Origin of the sequence: Streptomyces sp. TM32, from assembly GCF_004122755.1 — a bacterium.
GTDB lineage: Bacteria > Actinomycetota > Actinomycetes > Streptomycetales > Streptomycetaceae > Streptomyces > Streptomyces sioyaensis.
In genome coordinates this window covers 1-18,619 of the sequence record NZ_SDIG01000004.1, presented here as the reverse complement: position 1 = coordinate 18,619, position 18,619 = coordinate 1, and the positions used below count along the sequence as shown (strand labels likewise).

Annotated in this window: 17 protein-coding genes and 2 tRNA genes; 17 read left to right on the top strand and 2 right to left on the bottom strand. The window is 71.7% G+C overall.

The window, feature by feature from the left end:
• The first annotated feature begins 229 nt into the window (after nucleotides 1-229).
• The 4 genes from EST92_RS01800 to EST92_RS01785 all read left to right on the top strand — a co-directional run bounded on the left by EST92_RS01800 (nucleotide 230) and on the right by EST92_RS01785 (nucleotide 4,004).
• Nucleotides 230-724, top strand: a complete 495-nt coding sequence (locus EST92_RS01800) for a hypothetical protein (RefSeq protein ID WP_006605653.1) — start codon at nucleotides 230-232, stop codon at nucleotides 722-724.
• Nucleotides 725-795: 71 nt separating this feature from the next.
• The gene (locus EST92_RS01795; RefSeq protein ID WP_129279226.1) at nucleotides 796-2,064 is read left to right on the top strand and encodes a glutamate-5-semialdehyde dehydrogenase; all 1,269 of its coding nucleotides are present in this window, start codon (nucleotides 796-798) and stop codon (nucleotides 2,062-2,064) included.
• A 61-nt stretch (nucleotides 2,065-2,125) separates the two neighbouring features.
• Nucleotides 2,126-2,770 (top strand): hypothetical protein, encoded by a 645-nt coding sequence (locus tag EST92_RS01790; RefSeq protein WP_129279225.1) that lies wholly within the window; start codon nucleotides 2,126-2,128, stop codon nucleotides 2,768-2,770.
• A 109-nt stretch (nucleotides 2,771-2,879) separates the two neighbouring features.
• On the top strand, nucleotides 2,880-4,004 hold the full coding sequence (locus EST92_RS01785; protein ID WP_129279224.1) for a hypothetical protein: 1,125 nt from the start codon (nucleotides 2,880-2,882) through the stop codon (nucleotides 4,002-4,004).
• Between the two features lie 14 nt (nucleotides 4,005-4,018).
• Here the strand turns inward: EST92_RS01785 and EST92_RS01780 are convergent, their stop codons facing one another.
• Nucleotides 4,019-5,113 (bottom strand): M48 family metallopeptidase, encoded by a 1,095-nt coding sequence (locus EST92_RS01780; RefSeq protein WP_129279223.1) that lies wholly within the window; start codon nucleotides 5,111-5,113, stop codon nucleotides 4,019-4,021.
• A 153-nt stretch (nucleotides 5,114-5,266) separates the two neighbouring features.
• Here EST92_RS01780 and EST92_RS31500 point away from each other — a divergent pair, with 153 nt between their 5' ends.
• From EST92_RS31500 to EST92_RS01745, 9 genes are all read left to right on the top strand, one after another.
• The gene (locus EST92_RS31500; protein ID WP_174243900.1) at nucleotides 5,267-5,416 is read left to right on the top strand and encodes a hypothetical protein; all 150 of its coding nucleotides are present in this window, start codon (nucleotides 5,267-5,269) and stop codon (nucleotides 5,414-5,416) included.
• 119 nt (nucleotides 5,417-5,535) lie between these two features.
• A complete protein-coding gene (locus EST92_RS31495; RefSeq protein ID WP_167511502.1) occupies nucleotides 5,536-5,697 on the top strand; it encodes a hypothetical protein in 162 nt (53 codons plus the stop codon).
• A 52-nt stretch (nucleotides 5,698-5,749) separates the two neighbouring features.
• The gene (nadD, locus tag EST92_RS01775; protein WP_051006918.1) at nucleotides 5,750-6,361 is read left to right on the top strand and encodes a nicotinate-nucleotide adenylyltransferase; all 612 of its coding nucleotides are present in this window, start codon (nucleotides 5,750-5,752) and stop codon (nucleotides 6,359-6,361) included.
• 24 nt (nucleotides 6,362-6,385) lie between these two features.
• On the top strand, nucleotides 6,386-8,197 hold the full coding sequence (locus tag EST92_RS01770; protein WP_129279222.1) for an LCP family protein: 1,812 nt from the start codon (nucleotides 6,386-6,388) through the stop codon (nucleotides 8,195-8,197).
• A gap of 219 nt (nucleotides 8,198-8,416) precedes the next feature.
• Nucleotides 8,417-8,851, top strand: coding sequence for a ribosome silencing factor (gene rsfS / locus EST92_RS01765; RefSeq protein ID WP_129246308.1), 435 nt, complete (start codon nucleotides 8,417-8,419; stop codon nucleotides 8,849-8,851).
• Nucleotides 8,848-9,501, top strand: a complete 654-nt coding sequence (locus tag EST92_RS01760) for a histidine phosphatase family protein (RefSeq protein WP_129246306.1) — start codon at nucleotides 8,848-8,850, stop codon at nucleotides 9,499-9,501. Before rsfS ends, EST92_RS01760 begins: the two co-directional genes overlap by 4 nt.
• Before the next feature lie 108 nt (nucleotides 9,502-9,609).
• Nucleotides 9,610-9,682 (top strand) — tRNA-Ala (locus EST92_RS01755).
• 204 nt (nucleotides 9,683-9,886) lie between these two features.
• Nucleotides 9,887-10,135: a hypothetical protein gene (locus tag EST92_RS31490; RefSeq protein WP_129279221.1), complete on the top strand. Its 249-nt coding sequence runs from the start codon at nucleotides 9,887-9,889 to the stop codon at nucleotides 10,133-10,135.
• 3 nt (nucleotides 10,136-10,138) lie between these two features.
• Nucleotides 10,139-10,372, top strand: coding sequence for a hypothetical protein (locus EST92_RS01745; RefSeq protein WP_129279220.1), 234 nt, complete (start codon nucleotides 10,139-10,141; stop codon nucleotides 10,370-10,372).
• On the opposite strand, the gene EST92_RS01740 is transcribed toward EST92_RS01745, so the two are convergent.
• Nucleotides 10,351-11,808, bottom strand: coding sequence for a glycosyltransferase 87 family protein (locus EST92_RS01740; protein ID WP_254068407.1), 1,458 nt, complete (start codon nucleotides 11,806-11,808; stop codon nucleotides 10,351-10,353). The two genes, EST92_RS01745 and EST92_RS01740, sit on opposite strands and share 22 nt — an antisense overlap.
• A gap of 151 nt (nucleotides 11,809-11,959) precedes the next feature.
• Between EST92_RS01740 and EST92_RS01735 the strand changes: the two genes are divergently transcribed.
• The 4 genes from EST92_RS01735 to EST92_RS01720 all read left to right on the top strand — a co-directional run bounded on the left by EST92_RS01735 (nucleotide 11,960) and on the right by EST92_RS01720 (nucleotide 18,524).
• Nucleotides 11,960-12,032, top strand: a tRNA-Ala gene (locus EST92_RS01735).
• Nucleotides 12,033-12,393: 361 nt separating this feature from the next.
• A complete protein-coding gene (locus tag EST92_RS01730; protein WP_129279219.1) occupies nucleotides 12,394-14,352 on the top strand; it encodes a S53 family peptidase in 1,959 nt (652 codons plus the stop codon).
• Between the two features lie 317 nt (nucleotides 14,353-14,669).
• Nucleotides 14,670-17,561 carry a class I tRNA ligase family protein gene (locus EST92_RS01725; RefSeq protein ID WP_129279218.1) on the top strand — a complete coding sequence of 964 codons (2,892 nt, stop codon included), beginning with the start codon at nucleotides 14,670-14,672 and terminating at the stop codon, nucleotides 17,559-17,561.
• A gap of 171 nt (nucleotides 17,562-17,732) precedes the next feature.
• The gene (locus EST92_RS01720) at nucleotides 17,733-18,524 is read left to right on the top strand and encodes a hypothetical protein (RefSeq protein WP_129279217.1); all 792 of its coding nucleotides are present in this window, start codon (nucleotides 17,733-17,735) and stop codon (nucleotides 18,522-18,524) included.
• Nucleotides 18,525-18,619 lie beyond the last annotated feature (95 nt).

The window sequence follows — 18,619 nt, the reverse complement described above, 5'->3', positions numbered from 1 at the left end:
TCGGCCGACGGGCCGCCGGGGCCCTCGAACACGGTCACCGGCGCGGGGCGCAGACCAGCCTTTCCACCGAGACCTTCGCAAAAATGCCCCCGCGACGGGCCGCGGGCTGGTCAACTTTGTTGCACGGGCGCCTGGGGGAGCGACGCCCGCAGCGCACACGAGCACACGCCGACGTACGACGGTTCCGTACCCCCGAGGGCGGAGCGATTCGCATCACAGGAGGCCGCCGGTGAGACGAGGGCGCCCAGGGGCGCTGCCCCGAGGAACGGCGGAGCGCACACTGACCAGCGTCGGCACCGGCGAGGACGCCGGCCGGCCGGACGACCGGTACGCCGAGCGCGGCGGGCCGGCGCCGTACCCGGCCGGGGGCGAGCGCCGCGAGGCGTCCCGGCTGTGGCACATCACCCTCAGCGTCTCGGGCGCCGAGTCCCCGCTGAAGGAGGTCCGGCGGGCGCTGGAACAGCTCGCCCACGACCACCCCTTCCTGCTGACCAGCCGCTACGCCAACGACCACGCCGAGATCCGCTACTGGGAGGAGGCGCGCGACCTGCACGATGCCGCGGCGGTCGCGCTGCGGCTGTGGGGCGAGCACCGCGCCACGGCCAAGCTGCCGCCGTGGGAGATCGTCGGGCTGGAGGTCATCGACCGCGAGACCTACCACCAGCGCCTCGCCGAGGGCTACGGACCGCCACCGGCCGCACCGGTCGGCGTTCATCCGTTCTGACCGGTGGGCGTCTCGTCCCGCGCTGTGAGATGCGGCGTGGTCGTAGCCCGCCGCCCCGTTAGGCTGCGGCCATGACCAGCAGCGCATCGCATTCCTCAGCCGTCCTCGACACCGCCCGCCGGGCGAGGGAGGCGGCCGCCGTCCTGGCGCCGCTGCCGCGGACGGCCCGGGACGCCGCGCTGCTCGCCATCGCCGACGCCCTGGTGGAGCGGACCGACACGATCGTCGCCGCCAACGCCCGGGACATCGCCACGGCGCGGGAGGCCGGCACCGCCGAGTCGATCGTCGACCGGCTCACCCTCACCCCCGAGCGGATCGCGGCCATCGCCGCGGACGTCCGCCAGGTCGTGGCGCTGCCCGACCCGGTCGGCGAGGTCGTGCGCGGCTCGACCCTGCCCAACGGCCTCGACCTGCGGCAGGTCCGGGTCCCGCTCGGGGTGATCGGGATCATCTACGAGGCCCGGCCCAACGTGACGGTGGACGCCGCGGCCCTGTGCCTGAAGTCCGGCAATGCCGTGCTGCTGCGCGGCTCGTCCTCGGCGTACGCCTCCAACAGCGCCCTGGTCGACGTGCTGCGGGACGCCGTCCAGCGCGCCGGGCTGCCCGCCGACGCGGTGCAGCTGGTGCCCGGCCAGAGCCGCGAGTCGGTGCGCGAGCTGATGCGCGCCCGCGGACTGGTGGACGTGCTGATCCCGCGCGGCGGGGCGTCCCTGATCCGGACGGTCGTCGAGGAGTCCACCGTGCCGGTGATCGAGACCGGTACCGGCAACTGCCACGTCTACGTCGACGAGGCCGCCGACCTCGACATGGCCGTCGACATCCTCGTCAACTCCAAGGCCCAGCGCCCCAGCGTCTGCAATGCCGCCGAGACGGTGCTGGTGCATGCCGGGATCGCCGAGAAGTTCCTGCCGCGGGCCCTGGAGGCGCTGACCCAGGCCGGGGTGATCGTGCACGGCGACGCGGCCTGGCAGCAGGCGGGCCCCGGGCTGGTCGCCCCCGCCACCGACGAGGACTGGGCGACGGAGTACCTCTCGTACGACATCGCGGCCGCCGTGGTGCCCGACCTGGACGCGGCGGTGGCGCACATCCGGAAGTGGACCTCCGGCCACACCGAGGCCATCGTCACCACCTCGCAGGCGGCGGCCCGCCGGTTCACCCAGTTGGTGGATTCCACCACCGTCGCGGTCAACGCCTCGACCCGTTTCACCGACGGCGGCCAATTCGGCTTCGGCGCGGAGATCGGCATTTCCACCCAGAAGCTGCATGCCCGCGGGCCCATGGGGCTGCCGGAACTGACCTCGACGAAGTACATCGTCACGGGCGACGGCCACACCCGCTGACGGGCCCCCGGATTCCCCGTTCTCTCTGCCCAAAAGGAGCCGCCGGGGCTAACCTGGACGGGTGCCGGACGACGTGGGGGGCAAGCCGTTCCCGGACGGTGAAGAGCCCGACGAGCACCACCACGGGAGCCACGGAAAAGCGGACGAAGAATTCGCCTCCGTGGTCTTCGACGAGGAATTCGTCCGGTCCGCGCAGATTCACGAGCCCTCGGCGGTCGAGCGGATGCTGGCCGCCGCCGAGGCGCGCGCCGAGGCCGAGGCGGCCCGCTCCGGACCGGGCTTCGGCCCCGAGGGCGACGACCCGGACGACCCCGCCTTCCGCAGTCGCCGGGCCGACGACTACGAGGGATTCGGCGACTACGGAGAGTACGAGGACGACGGGGAGTACGGCGATGACGCGCCGTACGGCCCGTACGGCCCCTATGGCGGTGCGCTGCGCCCCTACCGCAGTACCCGCTGGCACCGGCCGGTCGCCTGGGTGCTGGCCGTGGTCATGGGCATCGGGCTGGTCGCGCTGGCCTTCAGCGCCGTCTACCGCGGCTCCTCCGGGCGGACCCAGCGCCCGGCACCGGCGCCGGCCTCCAGCGGGGTGGACGCCCCCGCCACGGGCACGGACAGCGTCCGTACGGCCCGTCCGGGCCTGCCGTCGCTGCCGTCGGCCGATTCCCTGCATCCGTCGTTCTCGGCGGCGCCCAGGCCGCACTGAACGCCGCGCCGCGGTGCCCGCAAATAGGACACCTGAAACGGGAACCCTCCGGTGAAGTTGCCCGGCTCCCCCGCGTTTACGTTTGCCCCGGCAGACCTACTCTTGTTGTATGACCGGGCCTGGTGACCCTCCCGAAGGGACGCCCAACGGCGCCCCGGGTGGTGGTGAGGACGAATACCGATCCGTCGTCTTCGACGAATCGTTCGTTCGTGCTGCGCGACTGCAGGAATTCTCCGCGGACGAGCGGCTCGGCGAACACCATTCACCGGCGGTGAAAACCCGGCACGCCTGGCGGCGGCTGGGCGGCTCCCGGCAGGCGGTCCTGCTGGTGCTGCTGATCGTTCTCGCCTTCGGCACCGCCGTCTACATGGGCATCCGGCACCCCTACAAGAACCCGGACACGCTCCGGGCACAGCCGCTGCGGTCCACGGTCGTGCCGCTGGCACCGAGGGGAGTCGTCCCGGGCGCGACACCGCAGGACCTCTTCGCGCACAGCGCCGCGGCGAATTACCGGATCGGCGCCGCGGGCGTGAACCTGCCCGCGGTCGCCCGCACCGAGCACTTCTCCGGCGGTCAGGTCGTCGCCGCCCTGACCGTGGCGAAGGACTACCTCGTCCGCTCCTCGCTGGATCCGGCGACCCTCACCGGCGGTTCGGTGCGACCGGTGCGCTTGCTGCTCGACACCGGGCAACTCGACCAGTTCGACCGCAGCCTGGCGCACCCCGACGACAACGGCCGGGACGCGGCGACCGGTTGGCTGGTCCGCTTCGACCCGAAGCAGACCCGGCTCGCCGACCACGACGTCCGGGTCGACGGCACCCTCAGCGCCTCCGAACTGAGCCCGGACGCACTCGATGTCACCGCCGACTACACCTTCGTCTACGCCGTACGGCCCGTCTCCGGTGGGCAGCACTCCGCACCGGGTCAGGGCGTCGGCAAGCCCACCCCGGGCGCGGCCTCGCTGGTGACCGTGCGGCGCGAGATGCACTTCCGGCTGAGCCGCGAGAACCTCACCGACCACCGCCTGGTGGTGCTGCAGAGCAGCCTGCAGGCGGGGCCGCTGGCCTGCTCCTCGCAGCCGGCCGACGCGCTGCACCCGCTGTTCGCGGGCCAGCACGCCGGCAACGACCGGCCCACGGGCACCGATCCCTTTGCCAGGAACCGGGTCAACCCCTCGCTCTGCGGTGAGCTGGCGCCCGCCGCCGAGCCGAGGCCGAGCCATCCGGTCCGCTAGGGCTGTCCTGGGCCCTAGGCGTCGTCCGGGCGGTCCGCTCCGTTGGCTCCGCCGGTGCCGTTGGCGCCGCCGGGCCGCGAGCCGCCGCGGAAGACCGTGTCGCGCAGCTTGCCGCCCAAGTCGCCCGCGCCGCCCGCGATATCGCGCACCAGGCCCATCAGCGGGTCCTTGCTGTTGCGCACCGAATCGGCGTAGTGGGCCGCGGAGTCCCGGAAGGAGTCGGAGACCGAGGTGTCGCCGTCCTCGTCCCGGCGCGGGTAGTGACCGTCCATGATCCGCTGGTAGTCGCGGCTGGCCGCCCACTTCTTCAGCTCGGCCGCCCGCACGGTGGTGAACGGGTGGCTGCGCGGCAGCAGGTTGAGGATCTTCAGCACGGAGTCGCGCAGGTCGCCGCCGGACTCGTACTCGTCCGCCTGCTTGAGGAAGGCGTCGACGTTCATCTCGTGCAGATGATTGCCGCCGGCCAGCTTCATCAGACCGCGCATCGAGGCCTGCAGATCCTGCCCGACCAGCAGTCCGGCGCGGTCCGCCGACAGCTCCGACTTGCGGAACCATTCGCGCAGCGCCGTGACGATCGCCATGATCGCGACGTTGCCCAGCGGGATCCAGGCGACCTTCGTGGCCAGGTTGGTCAGGAACAGCAGGATCGTGCGGTAGACGGCGTGCCCGGACAGCGCGTGTCCGACCTCGTGGCCGATGACCGCCCGCATCTCCTCCTCGTCCAGCAGCTCGACCAGGCCCGTCGTCACCACGATGATCGGCTCGTCCAGGCCGATGCACATGGCGTTGGGCTGCGGGTCCTGGTTGACGTACATCGGCGGGACCTTCTCCAGGTCCAGGATGTAGCAGGCGTCCCGCAGCATGTCGTTGAGGTGCGTGAACTGCTGGTCGCTCACCCGGACCGAGTCCGAGAGGAACAGCAGCCGCAGGCTGCGCTCCGGCAGCAGGCCGCTGAGCGTCTTGAAGACGGTGTCGAACCCGCTGAGCTTGCGCAGCGCCACCAGCGCCGAGCGGTCCGCCGGGTGTTCGTACGACCGCGACGAGATGCCGGGGAATCGCCGCCGGTCCCGGCTCGGTACGTTGGCGCTGCCGTCTGGGCTCTCCGTCATTGGGGCCTCCCCCTGTTCGACTGCGTGTGTTCAGCCTAGAGGACGCCGCCGACAGTGGATTGGATGCTCGGGCGTACGCTGGCGAGCGCACCAATGACCGCACAGGCCCGTACAAAAGACCGCACGGGCCGGTATCCGAGGGAGCGCACCGTCATGCCGCATCCGAGCGTGCTGCTCGCCGCAGCCCAGGAGACCGCCAAGGACGCCGGGCCCGGCTGGATCCTGCGTACCGTGATCATCGTCGGCGTCGTGGGCGCGGTGCTGCTCGCCTGGCTCCTGCTGCGCGGCTACCGCCAGGACTGACGCCGGGCAGGCCCCCTCGGGCGCCTCCGGGTGGAGTCGCCGTGGGCCCGCGGTGAGCGGCCGCATACGATGTGGTGGAAGTCTCTGCCCGACCCCAGCCCGGATTGGTCCTGCCGACGATGAGCCTGCACTCCACCGCACACTCCCTGGTCTCCCTGGCCGCCGAACCCGGCCACGAGGGCGGTCACGCCAGCCTCAGCCCTTTTGTGACCGGCGGCGGCGCCTTGTTTGTCCTGCTCCTCCTGCTCTGGATCACCACCCGCTTCAACCGCGACCGCTGACCCGCGGCACCCGGCCCCCGGCATCGCGCGCCGCCCAGTAGGGTCTGCACGCATGGGAGAGCACACAGGGCCCGTGAAGCGGCGACTCGGAGTGATGGGCGGCACGTTCGACCCGATCCATCACGGACACCTGGTCGCCGCCAGCGAGGTGGCCAGCCAGTTCCACCTCGACGAGGTCATCTTCGTGCCGACGGGACAGCCGTGGCAGAAGAGCCACAAGACGGTGTCGCCGGCCGAGGACCGGTATCTGATGACGGTCATCGCGACCGCGTCCAACCCGCAGTTCTCCGTCAGCCGTATCGACATCGACCGCGGCGGCAAGACGTACACGATAGACACGCTGCGTGATCTGCGGGCGGAGCACCGCGATGCGGATCTGTTCTTCATCACCGGCGCCGACGCCCTCAGCCAGATCCTGACCTGGCACGATGCGGCGGAGCTGGTGTCACTTGCCCACTTCATCGGGGTGACCAGGCCCGGCCATGTCCTCGCGGACCCCGGGCTGCCCGAGGGGGCGGTGTCCCTGGTGGAGGTGCCGGCCCTGGCCATCTCCTCGACCGACTGCCGGGCGCGCGTCGCCCAGGGGGATCCGGTCTGGTACCTGGTACCGGACGGTGTGGTGCGCTACATCGACAAAAAACAGCTGTACCGCAACGACCGCTGACGGGGCTGACGGAAAGGGGCACCGGTGAGCGACCGACAGGATCCTTACGGGCCGCAGGACCCGTACGCCCACGACCCGTATGCCCAGGGGCAGCAAGGGCAGCCGGGCTACACCTACGACGCCTACGGGCGGCCGGTGTACCCCGATGCCGCGACGGCGCCGTACGAGCAGCACTACGACGCGTACGGACAACCGTCCGCCCCGTCCGCCTATGAGGGCTACGACCCCTACGGCGGCCAGGCCGGCGGCCAGGCCCCGCACGGCCAGCAGTCGTACCAGGGGCAGGCCGGGTACGGCTACGACACCTACGGCAGTCGGCAGGTTCAGGCCCCGCCCGGCGCTCCGCAGCAGTACGACCCCTACGCCGCTGCCCCGCAGCCGGCGCACCAGCAGGAGTGGATCCCGCAGCAGGCCCAGGAGTCCCCGTACGACCAGCTGTCCTACACGGAGCAGCCCCCCTACGGCGGGCCGGCCGAGCCCGCCGCGCCGCGTCAGGACGGGCCGCGCCGGCCGCCGGCCCAGCGCCGCGCCCCGGATGACGTCGCGGAGCCCGCTGCGCCACAGGGCCCCGCCGACGGGCCGGAGTACCGCACCGAGCAGTTCTCCTTCATCGAGGAACCGGACGAGGACTCCGAAGACGTCATCGACTGGCTGAAGTTCACCGAGAGCCGCACCGAGCGGCGCGAGGAGGCCAAGCGCCGCGGCCGCAGCCGGATCGTCGCGCTGTCCGTCGTCCTGGCCCTGCTGGTGGCCGGCGGCGTGGGCTATCTGTGGTGGGCGGGCAAGCTGCCGGGGCTGGCCGGTCCGGGCGCCGGCCAGGCGGCCGCGGCCGCGGGGCAGAAGCGCGACGTCCTCGTCGTCCACCTGCGGGACACCAAGAGCGGGAACAGCTCGACGGCGCTGCTGGTCGACAACGAGACGACCCACAAGGGCACCACCGTCCTCCTGCCCAACAACCTCGTCGTCACCAAGGACGACGGCTCCACCACCACGCTCGGCAAGTCCGTCAAGGACGAGGGCACCGAGCCGACCCGGGACTCCCTCAACAGCCTCCTGGGCGCCGACCTCAAGGCCAGCTGGCGGCTGGACACCCCGTATCTGGAGAACCTCGTCGAGACGGTCGGCGGTATCACCCTCGACACCGACGCCACCGTGCCCGGCGCCAAGAAGGGCGACTCCCCGGTCGTCAAGCAGGGCAGCGCCCAGGACCTGGGCGGCCAGGCCGCCGTCGCCTACGCCACCTACCAGGCGCCGGGCGAGCCGCAGACCAAGCAACTGCAGCGCTTCGGCCAGGTCATGCAGGCGACCCTGAAGAAGGTCTCCAGCGACGCCGACGGCGCCACCGCCACGGTGAAGGCGCTGCTCCAGGTGCTCGACCCGCCGCTCACCGAGGCCCAGCTGGGCAGCTCGCTGGCGCAGCGGGCGGAGCTGGCGAAGACCGGTGCCTACCGCACGACCGTGCTGCCCGTACTGGGCAACGGCACGCTCAGCCCGACCACGGCGGCCGGCGTGGTCAAGGACGTGCTCGGCGGCACGGTCAAGAAGACCGCGCCCGACACCACCGCCCGGGTCGCGGTCCGCAACGCCACAGGCACCCGGGCCGCCACCGGAAAGGCGCAGGTGTCGCTGGTCAACGGCGGCTACAGCTTCGTCGACGGCGGCACCGACGGCGCGGCCCGGGCCACGTCCCAGGTCACCTACGCGGACGCCGCCCAGAAGGCCAAGGCCGCAGAGGTCGCCAAGACGCTGGGCCTGCCGGCCGGCGCGGTCCGGCAGGGCAAGGGCGCCTCGAACGCCGATATCACCGTGGTCCTGGGGCAGGACTTCAAGGGCTGACGGACGGGGGCGCCCGGACCCGGCGCTGACCAGCACGGACACCGCAAGCGGCCCGCGGGAGGAGGATTCCCGGCCGGGAGTGTCGGTGGTCCGTGAGACCCTTGTGGGGTACTCGACCGCCGATCCGTCCGCCCATGGGACCGGGCGCGCGCCGCGCTCAGCAGCCGGCCCCGCTGCCCGCCCGGCCGGAGAGGCCGCCCTCAACCCGGAAAGCCGCTTGTGACCGCCACGGACCGCTCCATCGAGCTCATCAACGCCGCAGCCCAGGCCGCGGCCGACAAGCTTGCGCACGACATCATCGCGTACGACGTCAGTGACGTCCTCTCGATCACCGATGCCTTCCTGCTGGCCTCGGCGCCCAGCGACCGCCAGGTCAAGTCGATCGTCGACGAGATCGAGGAACGGCTCAGCAAGGACCTCGGCGCCAAGCCGGTCCGCCGCGAGGGTGACCGCGAGGCCCGCTGGGTACTGCTCGACTACGTCGACATCGTGGTGCACATCCAGCACAGCGAGGAGCGCGTCTTCTACGCGCTCGAACGCCTGTGGAAGGACTGCCCCGAGATCGACCTCCCCGAGGAGGCCAAAGCCACCCGGGGCAAGGCCGCGGCGCACGCCGACGCCACGGCGGGTGACCAGGACGGAGAGCTGCTCTGAACGGCACGAAGACCGGCCGGGGCCGCCGCATCGTCCTGTGGCGCCACGGCCAGACGGCCTGGAATCTGGAGCGCCGCTTCCAGGGGTCGACGGACATCGAACTGACGGAGGCCGGCCGGTCCCAGGCACGCCGCGCCGCCCGGCTGCTCGCCGCCCTGGGGCCGGACGCGATCATCGCCTCCGACCTCCAGCGGGCCTCGACGACGGCCAGCGAGCTGGCCGTGCTGACCCGGCTCGACGTGACCCATGACGCGGCCCTGCGCGAGACCTACGCGGGCTCCTGGCAGGGCCTGACGCACGAGGAGATCCTCGCGCGCTACGGCGAGCAGTACACCGCCTGGAAGCGCGGTGAGCCGGTGCGGCGAGGCGGCGGCGAGCTGGAGACCGAGGTTGCCGACCGCGCCGCGCCCGTCGTGCTCAACCACGCCGACAAGCTGCCCGAGAACGGCACCCTGGTCGTCGTCAGCCACGGCGGCACCATCCGCACCACCATCGGGCGGCTGCTCGGCCTGGATGCCCACCACTGGGAGGGCCTGGGCGGTCTGTCGAACTGCTGCTGGTCCGTGCTGGGCGAGGGCGCGCGCGGCTGGCGCCTGTTGGAGCACAACGCCGGCACCCTTCCGGAGCCGGTGCTCGGCGACGACGACTGAGTCGGCCGCGGTCCCGACCCCCGGATTTCACATCCGGGCAGGTCGCAGGCTAAAGTTCTTCTTGTTCGCGCGGCCGCCGGGGAAACCCGGGGGAGCGGAACAAGATCCGGGGCTATAGCTCAGTTGGTAGAGCGCCTGCATGGCATGCAGGAGGTCAGGAGTTCAATTCTCCTTAGCTCCACAGCCCGGATGATCCCGCCTCCGACCGGAGGCGGGATCTCTGTGTTATCCGGGTTGTGCGCCGGCCGCCCGGAGTGCCGCGGGGCCCCGCCGTCCCGTGCGGTGGCGGCCGGTGGAACGCGCCGGGTGGCGCAAAAGATGGGCCTGACCCGGTCGGCGGTCCGTGGCAGAATCGGACGGCGCCGGCAGGGGAGGAGAGATCGCGATGCCCACGAGCATCCTCGAGGAGGTCAATGACCTGCTCGAAGTCGCCGAGGCGCAAGGGTACGACTGGCTTCCGGAATATGTGCTCCGTTTCACCTGCCCCGTTGACGGGACCGTTTCCCCGTGCCGTGGCCGCGACGGGACCGCGTTGCAGTGCCCCTCGTGCGGTTCCTCCCATGTCGCGCAGGTGCTGGGCGACAACGGCGGCATTTCCTTCGTTTGTACGGCCTGCGGCCACAGTTGGAGCTGATGGATGGGCGCCCACAGCAGGAAATGTGACTGGTGCGGCAGCGGTACGCCCATCGTCCGCGACATGGAACCCCTCAACACCGACTACCAGTACTGGTGCGAGGAATGCGCCCGCGCCCTGGTCATAAAGGGCGACCCCATCGAGACCTACCGGGAGCTCGACGGGGAGCCGATCTACGGGCGGCTGCTCGAAGAGCACTGCACCCTGAAGCGCTTCTACTCCTTCGCCACGGCCTGAGCGGAGCCGGCCGGGCCGGGTGCGGCGGGGCCGGGTGCGGCCGGGCCGCCCTTCTTGACTGACGGGCCATCAGGTGATCCGCGTCCGGCCATTCTTGCCGTGAGCGGCGGAGCCGGTGACCGTTCGGCCGCCCGGCGTGGGTCCGCGCCCGCCGTCCGCCACAGCCGGAGCCCGGTCAGCGTCAGCACGGCCAGGCCGGCGAGCGGATAGACGCCGGAGAGCAGCATCTGGGCGCCGTTCTGGTGCAGTTCCTGGTGGTGGTGCCAGCGGTGCGGCACCCACCACAGCGCGAACGAGCAGAACATCAGGCCCAGGACGGCGGTCGCCGCCCACCGGCGGCAGGTCGCGGCGCCGGTCCGGTGCAGCGCCTCGGAGCCGAGCAGCACCAGCATCGGTACGCACCACACCCAGTGATGGGACCAGGAGATCGGGCTGATCAGGAGGGCGGTCGCGGCGCAGGCCACGGCCGCCCAGGCGCGCTCCCCGCGCAGCAGCGCCCCGACCGCCAGCGCCAGGCCGCCGGCCGCGGTCAGACCGGCGGCCACCACCCAGACGGTGCCGGGATCGTGGGTGTGCAGCAGCCGGGCGAGCGCGCCGCGCAGCGACTGGTTCGCGGTGATCTCCACCTCACCGACCCGGTCGGTGGCGAAGACGATCTCGGTCCAGAAGCGGTGCGCGTCACGCGGCAGCGCGAGCGCGGAGAGCAGCACCGTGGCCAGGAAGGTGGCGGTGGCCACGGCGGCCTGCCGCAGCCAGGGGTTCCAGGCGGTGCGTGCCCCCGCGCCGGAGCGGAGCAGCTGCCCGGCGCGGACGGCACCGGCCAGCGCGAGGAGTACGGCGAACAGCGCCGGGGTCAGCTTGAGCCCGGCCGCCAGACCGATGCCGACGCCCGCGAGACGGTGGGTGTCCTTGCGGGTCAGATCCCACAGCACCAGCGCGGTGAGCAGGAGGTTGATCTGGCCGTAGCGCACCGTCGTCCACACCGGCTCGCACCACACCAGCAGGGCCGAGACCGCGAGGGCAGCGGCGGGCCGGGGCAGCCGCCGCGGCCGGCCGGCGAGCCGCAGCGAGAGGTGGACGACGGCGACGAGCAGCAGGAGGTTGCCGGCGGTGGCCAGGGTGCGCATCGCCGGGACGTCCAGGACGGTGAGCGGGGTGAACAGCAGCGCCGCGAACGGCGGGTAGGTGTTGGGCAGGTGCGCCGAGGTCGCCGCCATGTCGTAGAGGGACCCGCCGTTGCGGACGGTGAAGCCCTCGGCGCGGTAGACCATGAGATCGATCATCGTCACGTGCGCGAGCCGCTGTGCGGTCCAGAAGGCCGTGAACGAGGCCAGGCAGGCGACGGCCGCCACCAGGGTCGGGTGCCGGCGGAGGAGGCCCGTGCCGGGGTGGGTGCCGCCGGGGTCGGTGGGCTGTTGCAGCTCCAGCGCGGTCACGGCGTACGGCCCCCCAGGACGAATCGGACACTGCCTGCCGAGAGTACCGCGCGTCGCCCTCAGGCCCCGGTCAGAACGATTTGGCAGAAGGCGGGGAGGTCCGTGTAATGTAGGCGATGCCGCAGCGGGGAACCGGGCGGGAACAGAATACGGGGCTATAGCTCAGTTGGTAGAGCGCCTGCATGGCATGCAGGAGGTCAGGAGTTCAATTCTCCTTAGCTCCACAGAGAGCGAAGCAGGTCATCCGATATGGATGGCCTGCTTCGTCGTGCGGGTCCGGTCCGGGTGCTCTGGAGGCCCGCACCCGGGCGCCGTTCCCCCGGGGTTGCGCTGACATCCGGTCAACCCCGCGTCCGTTATAGCGAGTTGATCGTTCGCTCTGTGCTCATTCCTGACCAGACCTTGCCATTCCTTGGTCTCTTCTTGGTGATCGCATGCCCCTGACATGAACGGTTCACCGAAAGAGTGGCGAATCGCGTGAGCGTCACATCCGACGCATTCATCGCGCGTGCGGTGCCGCGCCTCTGGCGTCCCGGCGCAGCGCGGCACCCCGCAGCGCACCGCATCGCCACAGCAGGGGGTTACATGAGATCAAGCCGCACCAGATCACTGCGCGCCCGCGCCGGTCTGGCCTGGGCAGCGACGCTGCCGCTGGTCGCCGGTGCGCTCGCGCTCGGCGCGCCGGCCGCCGATGCCGCGGGCCACGACGGCGGCCGGCACGCACTGCAGGGCACCAAGCCGCTGTGGGCCACCGCGCAGGCCGACCAGGGCGCCACCGCCGCGTCCGCGTCCGTCACCGCCCGCGTCTACCTGGCCGGTCGCGACGCGAAGGGGCTCGCCGACTACGCCCGGGCCGTGTCCGACCCGCACTCCGCCGCGTACGGGAAGTACCTGAGCCCCGCCCAGGTCCGCTCCCGTTACGGCGCCACGCACGAGCAGATAGCCAAGGTGACCGACTGGCTGAAAAAGTCCGGCCTGGCGGTCACCGGCACCACTCAGCGCTATCTGACGGTCAAGGGCGACGCGGCCGCGGCCGAGCGCGCCTTCGCCACCGACCTGCACAATTACCGTAAGAGCGGCCACACTTACCACGCGCCGTCGACCACCGCCTCCGCGCCCGCCGCACTGGCCGACGCGGTCCTGACGGTCACCGGTCTGGACAACGCGCCGCGGCTCGCCAAGCACCACTCCAGCGAACTGCCGCCGCCCGAGGGTGTGTTCCGCAACTCCGGCCCGTTCTCCTCGTACTACGGCTCCAAGACGGACAAGAAGCTGCCGTCCGCCTACGGGAGCAAGGCGCCGTACGCGATCAAGGGCTACACCGGTACGCAGCTGCGGGCCGCCTATGGCGCGAAGAAGTGGACCGGCAAGGGCGTCACCGTCGCGATCACCGACGCCTACGCCGCGCCGACCATCGCCAAGGACGCGGACAGGTACGCCGCCCGCAACGGCGACCCCCGTTACCGCCAGGGTCAGCTCTCCCAGGTGCTGCCCAAGGACTACTCGCACATCGAGGAGTGCGGCGCGGCCGGCTGGTACGGCGAGGAGACCCTCGACGTCGAGGCCGTCCACGCGGTCGCCCCCGACGCCGACATCGTCTACGTCGGCGGTGCCTCCTGCATGGACGACGACCTGATCGACTCGCTCGGCAAGGTCGTCGACGGTCACCTCGCCGACATGGTCTCCAACTCCTGGGGCGACCTGGAGGCGAACGAGACCCCGGACGCGGCGGCCGCCTACGACCAGCTCTTCCAGCAGGGCGCGGTGCAGGGCATCGGCTTCTACTTCTCCTCCGGCGACGACGGTGACGAGGTCGCCAAGACCGGCGTCAAGCAGGTCGACAGCCCGGCGAACTCCCCCTGGGTGACCGCGGTCGGCGGTACCTCCCTGGCCGTCGGCAAGCACGACGCGTACCAGTGGGAGACCGGCTGGGGCACCCAGAAGGCGCTGCTGTCCAAGGACGGCAACGACTGGACCGGCTTCCCCGGCACCTTCAACGGCGGCGCCGGCGGCGGCACCAGCAAGAACGTGGCGCAGCCCTACTACCAGCGCGGAGTCGTCCCGGACGGGCTCGCGAAGGCGAACGGCGGCGGCGCCATGCGCACCGTCCCGGACATCGCCGCGGTCGCCGACCCCAACACCGGCTTCCTGGTCGGCCAGACCCAGACGCTGCCGGACGGGAAGCTCGGCTACGACGAGTACCGCATCGGCGGCACCTCGCTGGCCGCGCCGGTGATCGCCGGTGTCCAGGCGCTGGCCCAGCAGGCCCGGCACGGCGTCGCCATCGGCTTCGCCAACCCCGCCATCTACCAGCGCTACGGCACCGGCGCGTACCACGACGTCACCGACCACCCGCTGGGCGCCGGCCGTGACCTGGCCGTCGTCCGCGTGGACTACGTCAACGGCGTCGACAGCAGCAAGGGCACCACGACCTCGCTGCGCAGCCTGGGCAAGGACAGCTCCCTGCACGCGGGCGTCGGCTACGACGACGTCACCGGCGTCGGCTCGCCGGGCGCCGGCTATGTGAGCTCCTACCGCCCCTGACGCCAGGGGGCACCGGCACCGCCTCCCCGCACTGCCCGTGCCCCGGTGCCACGGCGGTAGGAGTACGGGGTACCGGGGGCGGGGCCCGCGCGGGGGACATCCTCGGCGCGGGCCCCGTACGCCCTGCGGTACCCTGACGCCATGCGTGCCGTACGCCTTCTGCTTAGCGGGCCGCGCTGATCAGTACCTGACGGATCACAGATCCCGTCGGAATCGGCGCGGCGTCCCCTCCTGTGCGAGGGGTCTTTTTGTTTCCGGCGTGCCGGAGATCTGGCGCGTTTCCGCAGGCAGAGACGATCGATGGAGCTTTGAGGACGATGAGCGAGACGACCACCGCTGCCGAGGTGGCAGCGCCGCACCGCTATACGGCCGCGCTGGCCGCCGACATCGAGGCACGCTGGCAGGCCTACTGGGAGGAGCACGGGACCTACGAGGCCCCGAACCCCAGCGGTGAGCTGGCCGGCGACGCCGAGGTGGCGGCCCGCCCCAAGCGATTCATCATGGACATGTTCCCCTACCCCTCGGGCGCCGGCCTGCACGTCGGCCACCCCCTGGGGTTCATCGCCACCGACGTCTACGCCCGCCACCAGCGCATGACGGGCCACAACGTGCTGCACACCCTGGGCTTCGACGCCTTCGGGCTGCCCGCCGAGCAGTACGCGGTGCAGACCGGCACCCACCCGCGGGTCTCCACCGAGGCCAACATCGTGAACATGCGGCGCCAGCTGCGCCGCCTGGGCCTGGGCCACGATCAGCGCCGTTCGGTCGAGACGATCGACCCGGGGTACTACAAGTGGACCCAGTGGATCTTCCTGGAGATCTTCAACTCCTGGTACGACCCGGAGGCGGACGCCGCCCGCCCGATCGACACCCTGGTCGCCCAGTTCGAGGCCGGCACCCGGCAGACCCCCGACGGCCGGCCGTGGGCCGGGCTGAGCCCCCTCGAACGCGCCAACATCCTGGGCGAGTACCGCCTGGCGTACGCCTCGGACGCGCCGGTCAACTGGTGTCCCGGGCTGGGCACGGTGCTGGCCAATGAGGAGGTCACCGCCGAGGGCCGTTCCGAGCGCGGCAACTACCCCGTCTTCAAGGCCAAGCTGCGCCAGTGGAACATGCGCATCACCGCCTACGCCGATCGGCTGCTGAACGACCTGGACGCGCTGGACTGGCCGGAGGCCATCAAGCTCCAGCAGCGCAACTGGATCGGCCGCTCCGAGGGCGCCCGGGCCGACTTCCCCGTGGGCGAGGAGAAGATCACCGTCTTCACCACCCGCCAGGACACCCTGTTCGGCGCGACGTACATGGTGCTGGCGCCCGAGCACCCGCTGGTCGCCGGCGCCGGGAACGGCAACGGCTCGATCGTCCCCGACGCCTGGCCCGAGGGCACCCACGACGTATGGACCGGCGGGCACGCCACCCCCGCCGACGCCGTCGCCGCCTACCGCAAGCAGGCCGCCGCCAAGTCGGACGTCGAGCGGCAGGCCGAGGCCAAGGACAAGACCGGCGTCTTCACCGGCGCCTTCGCGACCAACCCGGCCAGCGGCGAGCAGGTCCCGGTCTTCATCGCCGACTACGTCCTGATGGGCTACGGCACCGGCGCGATCATGGCCGTGCCCGCGCACGACAGCCGTGACTTCGCCTTCGCGCGCGCCTTCGAGCTGCCGATGCGCTGCGTCGTCGAGCCGTCGGACGACCGCGGCACGGACCCTTCGACCTGGGACGACGCCTTCGCCTCGTACGCGGCGAAGATCATCAACTCGACCGGCGCGGACATCTCGCTGGACGGTCTGGGCGTGACCGAGGCCAAGGCGAAGATCACCGAGTGGCTGGCCGACCGGGGCATCGGCGAGGGCACGGTCAACTTCCGGCTGCGGGACTGGCTGTTCAGCCGCCAGCGCTACTGGGGCGAGCCCTTCCCGATCGTCTACGACGAGGACGGCGTCGCACACGCCCTGCCCGCCTCGATGCTGCCGCTGGAGCTGCCGGAGGTCGAGGACTACTCCCCGCGCACCTTCGACCCGGACGACGCCGACACCCAGCCGGAGACCCCGCTGTCCCGCAACGAGGACTGGGTCCACGTCGACCTGGACCTGGGCGACGGCAACGGCATCAAGCGCTACCGCCGCGAGACCAACACCATGCCCAACTGGGCGGGTTCGTGCTGGTACGAGATGCGCTACGCGGACCCCCACAACACCGAGGCGCTGGTCGCCCCGGACATCGAGCAGTACTGGATGGGACCGCGCGAGGACCGGCCGGCCGGCGGCGTCGACCTGTACGTGGGCGGCGCGGAGCACGCCGTACTCCACCTGCTGTACGCCCGTTTCTGGTCCAAGGTGCTGCACGACCTGGGCCATGTGTCGTCCTCGGAGCCCTTCCACAAGCTGTACAACCAGGGCATGATCCAGGCCTTCGTCTACCGGGACAGCCGCGGTATCGCCGTCCCGGCCGCCGAGGTCGAGGAGCGCGACGGCGGCTACTACTACCAGGGCGAGAAGGTCAGCCGCGTCCTGGGCAAGATGGGCAAGTCCCTGAAGAACGCCGTCACCCCCGACGAGATCTGCGTCGAGTACGGTGCGGACACCCTGCGCCTGTACGAGATGGCGATGGGCCCGCTGGACGTCTCGCGGCCGTGGGACACCCGGGCCGTCGTCGGCCAGTACCGCCTGCTTCAGCGCCTGTGGCGCAATGTCGTCGACGAGGCGACCGGTGAGGTCACCGTCGTCGACGCGGAGCCGGACGAGGCCACACTGCGTGCCCTGCACAAGGCGATCGACGGCGTCACCCAGGACATGGCGAACCTGCGCTTCAACACCGCCATCGCCAAGGTGACCGAGCTGAACAACCACCTGACCAAGACGGGCGGACCGGTCCCGCGCACGGTCGCGGAGCGGCTGGTGCTGCTGGTGGCCCCGCTGGCGCCGCACATCGCCGAGGAGCTGTGGCGCAAGCTGGGTCACACCGACACCGTGGTGCACGCCGACTTCCCGGTGGCCGACCCGGCGTACGTCGTCGACGAGACCGTGACCTGCGTCGTCCAGATCAAGGGCAAGGTCAGGGCCCGCCTGGAGGTCGCTCCGTCGATCGCCGACGCGGACCTGGAGGCGACGGCCCTGGCGGAGCCGGCCGTCGTGGCGGCGCTGAACGGCGCGGGCATCCGGAAGGTCATCGTCCGGGCGCCGAAGCTGGTGAACATCGTCCCGGCGTAGTCGCCGACGGGTGCCCGGGGCCGGTCCGGGCACCCGGCAGCGGCGACCACAGGGGTTTCCCCTACGGGCAGGTTGGGGGTTCGTCAGGAACCCGTGACCTGCCCGAGCCGTTTACCGTGGAGGGAGAGGGCGCGGGCACGGCCGGCGCCGCCGATACGTCCGGGGAGAGCCATGGAAGCTGTCGTCGCCGTCCTGGGGCTGCTCTTCGTGCTGTTCGTCGTGGCCGGGGTGTTCGTGGCGGTCAAGGCCGTGCAGGCGGCCAAGCGCGGCGTGGACCGTACGGTCGCCCAGGCCCGCAGAACCGTCGAGGACACCGGCCTGCGTGCCCGGCAACTCGCTCAGCCCGGCGTGGTCGGGGAGCTCGCCCAGCTGCGGCTCTCGCTGCGCACCTCCATGCGCGCCACCCAGGACGTGCTGCACTCCGGCTCGGCGGACGATGCCTCCCTCCGCGAGGCGATCGGCCTCTTCGAGCGGCTGAGTGCCCATGGCCATGAGCTCGACGACGACCTCAAGCGGCTCGAACGTGAGCCCGACCGGGCCACCATTGCCGCCCGCCTTCCGGAGCTCCGCGAGCGCACGGAGCGGATCACGCACTCCGCGGAATCGCTGCGCTGGGCCGCGCGGGACCGTGCCCGCAAATTCGCGGACGACGATCTGGCGTCGCTCAGCGACCAGATCGATGTCGAATCAGGAGCGCTGCGGCACTGGACCCGGGCCGAGGAGACCGGGGCCGCGGACCCGCTGCGGGAGCCCGTACGGGGACGCCCGGGGCCGGAAGGACGGCCGCAGGGACCCGGGGGCGGGCCGGCGGCGGCCGGACCTGCACGGGCAGGGGCGGCCGGAAACGGCGACTCCCGGCGCCCGGCCCCCGCGGACCCGCCGGCGATCACCACCCGGGACCCCCGCACCCAGCCGACCTACCCGTGGCAGAAGGCCCCCCGGACAGAGGGCACGACGACATGAGGCTCCGGGCAGGCATATGACGAGCGAGACGATGGCGTCCGCGCCGGCGTCCGCGACCGTGCGGTAGGTCTCCGCGAACATCGTGGGGCTGGGCC

Coding starts and splice junctions, on each gene's coding strand:
- EST92_RS01785 (WP_129279224.1), top strand. CDS start 2,880: ATGACCGGGCCTGGTGACCCTCCCGAAGGGACGCCCAACGGCGCCCCG.
- EST92_RS01780 (WP_129279223.1), bottom strand. CDS start 5,113: ATGACGGAGAGCCCAGACGGCAGCGCCAACGTACCGAGCCGGGACCGG.
- EST92_RS01720 (WP_129279217.1), top strand. CDS start 17,733: ATGGAAGCTGTCGTCGCCGTCCTGGGGCTGCTCTTCGTGCTGTTCGTC.
- EST92_RS31500 (WP_174243900.1), top strand. CDS start 5,267: ATGCCGCATCCGAGCGTGCTGCTCGCCGCAGCCCAGGAGACCGCCAAG.
- EST92_RS01730 (WP_129279219.1), top strand. CDS start 12,394: ATGAGATCAAGCCGCACCAGATCACTGCGCGCCCGCGCCGGTCTGGCC.
- EST92_RS31495 (WP_167511502.1), top strand. CDS start 5,536: ATGAGCCTGCACTCCACCGCACACTCCCTGGTCTCCCTGGCCGCCGAA.
- EST92_RS01725 (WP_129279218.1), top strand. CDS start 14,670: ATGAGCGAGACGACCACCGCTGCCGAGGTGGCAGCGCCGCACCGCTAT.
- EST92_RS31490 (WP_129279221.1), top strand. CDS start 9,887: ATGCCCACGAGCATCCTCGAGGAGGTCAATGACCTGCTCGAAGTCGCC.
- nadD (WP_051006918.1), top strand. CDS start 5,750: ATGGGAGAGCACACAGGGCCCGTGAAGCGGCGACTCGGAGTGATGGGC.
- EST92_RS01745 (WP_129279220.1), top strand. CDS start 10,139: ATGGGCGCCCACAGCAGGAAATGTGACTGGTGCGGCAGCGGTACGCCC.
- EST92_RS01795 (WP_129279226.1), top strand. CDS start 796: ATGACCAGCAGCGCATCGCATTCCTCAGCCGTCCTCGACACCGCCCGC.